Below are 1632 nucleotides of genomic sequence, written 5' to 3' on the forward strand. Positions count from 1 at the left end.
ATGCCAATCTGGCACTGCTGAACAAGAGCTAGAGCCTGTCGGGCTTGGATTGAATCGTTGCGCCGGAATTCACCGGGCAATTTCCTGTCTGTCGATTGACGAAATCAAAGCGACAGGGCGGAATTTCCAGCTGGCGGATGGCCCGCTTGTCAGCCATCTCACCAGATGCACAACATCGGGCGAATGCCGTTTTCGCACGGATTGCCTCGCGCTTATGGAAAGAACTGTTTCAATATAAACCAAAAATTTCTAGTCTTCGCGTCTGTCAAGCGAAGTAGTGGATGCTTTGTAAACCTTGTCCGAAGGTTGGGTCGAAAGGTTAGCTAAAAACGGTATCAACGGGCCGCCGTTAACCTAGAATGCAGCGTTACCGACGATTTCCAGGAGGCTGCGGCTCAACAATGTTGGATTTCAGTTCGCTCCTGCTCGCGGCGGCGCTGTCGGGCACATGCCTCAGCATCACCATGTTTGCGATCTGGTTCACCACGCCGCGGGGGCGCTTCATCCTGACGGTCGCCTGCGGCATACTCGTGCTCGTTGCCCATGTCGTCCTGTTCTGGCGCTATACCAAGGACGCCAGCCCCTGGCTCTGCCAGGTCGTGCTTGCGCTGCTGACGTTCGGCTTTCTCGTCATCTGCCTCTCGGCCATGCAATATCTCGGTTTCCGGGACTACCGCCGCGCCATCGTACCGACGTTTGCGGCCATGGCCGCTTGCGCCGCCATCACCTATCTCGGTTTCGACGGCATCGGCTTCCTCATCACCTATTCGGCGGTGACGGCGCTGCTCGGCGCGATCGGAACGATGTTCTGGATGAAGGGGGATCACGACCGCCGGATCCTGCTCGTCGTTTCATTCCTGAGCGGCGCCTGTGGCGTGTCCTTCGCGCTGTGCGGCCTGGTGCTGCTCGTCCAGGGGCAATGGGTTCTCGGCGCCGCGCCCGACAACTGGGCCGAGCAGTTGAACTCCGTCGTCGCGGTTGCCTGCATGACCGGCCTCGGGGCGCTCACGCTTTCGCTGCACCATCTGCAGGCGCAGATCGAGCTGAAGGCCGAGACGATGACCGATCCGCTGACCGGCCTGATGAACCGCCGAGCGCTCAACGAGCTTTACGGCGATCGCAGCTTCGGTCCGTTCATGGCGGTCGCCATGTTCGATCTCGACCATTTCAAGACGACCAACGACGTCTTTGGCCATCCTGTCGGCGATCAGGTCCTTTGCCGCTTCGCGGCCGTGATCAAGAAATACGGCAGGACCGGTGTCGACGCCTTCCGGCTGGGCGGCGAGGAATTCGCGCTCGTCATATCGCGCATGACACCGGAAAAGGCGCATGACATGGCAAGCAGGATCGGCGTCGCTTTCGGTACCGAGATCGTTCCGACCCATCGCGGCCCGCTGCGCAGCAGCGTCAGCGGCGGCATGGGATTTGGCGGCGCCGACGGCCGAACCCTGGACGAGGTGCTGGCTGAGGCCGATGCCGCGCTGTACGCTGCCAAGCGCGCCGGCAGGAATCGCGTCGTCGTTCAGGAAGAGACCGGCCAGCCCGATACCGGGCCAGCCCTGAAAACTGCCTGACGTTGGCCGCTACTCAGCGGCGCCGAGATATTCCGTTAACGGCGACCGCAACCTGGTC

2 protein-coding genes are annotated in these 1632 nt (G+C 61.1%); both read left to right on the forward strand.

The window, feature by feature from the left end:
• Positions 1-238, forward strand: a 238-nt coding sequence (locus EOA38_RS39915; RefSeq protein WP_210213015.1) for a hypothetical protein, incomplete at its 5' end; no start/stop codon positions are given.
• A 163-nt stretch (positions 239-401) separates the two neighbouring features.
• Complete coding sequence (locus EOA38_RS35915; RefSeq protein ID WP_126093470.1) at positions 402-1574, forward strand: GGDEF domain-containing protein; 1173 nt, start codon at positions 402-404, stop codon at positions 1572-1574.
• Positions 1575-1632 lie beyond the last annotated feature (58 nt).

It is taken from the genome of Mesorhizobium sp. M1E.F.Ca.ET.041.01.1.1 (assembly GCF_003997355.1).
Taxonomy (GTDB): domain Bacteria; phylum Pseudomonadota; class Alphaproteobacteria; order Rhizobiales; family Rhizobiaceae; genus Mesorhizobium.

Coding starts and splice junctions, on each gene's coding strand:
- EOA38_RS35915 (WP_126093470.1), top strand. CDS start 402: ATGTTGGATTTCAGTTCGCTCCTGCTCGCGGCGGCGCTGTCGGGCACA.